The 687-nt window shown below is 58.7% G+C and carries 1 protein-coding gene and 1 pseudogene; both read left to right on the top strand.

Translation table 11 applies throughout. From position 1 onward, the window contains the following. Nucleotides 1-401: pseudogene (locus A3730_RS31050) on the top strand (DUF2236 domain-containing protein); the annotation flags it as partial. 39 nt (nucleotides 402-440) lie between these two features. Next, nucleotides 441-687 (top strand): SDR family NAD(P)-dependent oxidoreductase (locus A3730_RS04665; protein WP_156500908.1); only part of this gene is annotated, 247 nt, incomplete at its 3' end.

Genomic DNA, 687 nt, shown 5'->3' with positions numbered 1-687 from the left:
TGTTGCTGCACCACACCTTGATGACCCAGAGCCAGCCGGACTGGACCAGCCAGGAGCTGGGCAAGGCCCTGGCTCAAGAACCGCTGGAGCGTCATTTCCGCCGATTTGAATCCCTGCAGCGCAAGCTTGCCTACCAGAAACATCTGAGTGTCAGCCGTTACTTTCTGAGCCGCGACAAGATGGCCCAGCTGGGGTTGCCGGAATCGGTATCGGCCTGGTACCCGCTGGCCACGCTGTTGCCGCGGTTGCTCTCGTTCAGTGGCCAGCACTATGTTCCGGGGCTGCGCCAATGGCAGCAACAAAGAGGACGTAACGCCCAACGCAAGGTGCTGGGGCAAATGTTCGGCGACGCGAAACAGGATCTTATCCGGCCGGGCGTCAATCACCCTGGCCATGCCTGAGAACGGCGGCTCAACCGATCAGCAATAAAGGAAAACAGAATGACTGAAGTGAACACGAAAACCGTTTTTATCACCGGTGCGTCCTCCGGCATTGGCTATGCCACGGCACGGTTGTTTCAGGACAAGGGCTGGAATGTGGTCGCAACCCTGCGCAAGCCGGAACAGGCCGAAGCACTGGCTGCCTTGCCTCGGGTGTTGTGCCTGCCACTGGATGTTAATGATCGGGCCAGCATTCATGCGGCGGTTGAAAAGGCCATTGCGCATTTTGGCGCTATCGATGTGCTGG

The sequence above is a fragment of the Alcanivorax sp. HI0044 genome, from assembly GCF_001634945.1.
This window is presented reverse-complemented; position numbering and strand designations above follow the sequence as displayed.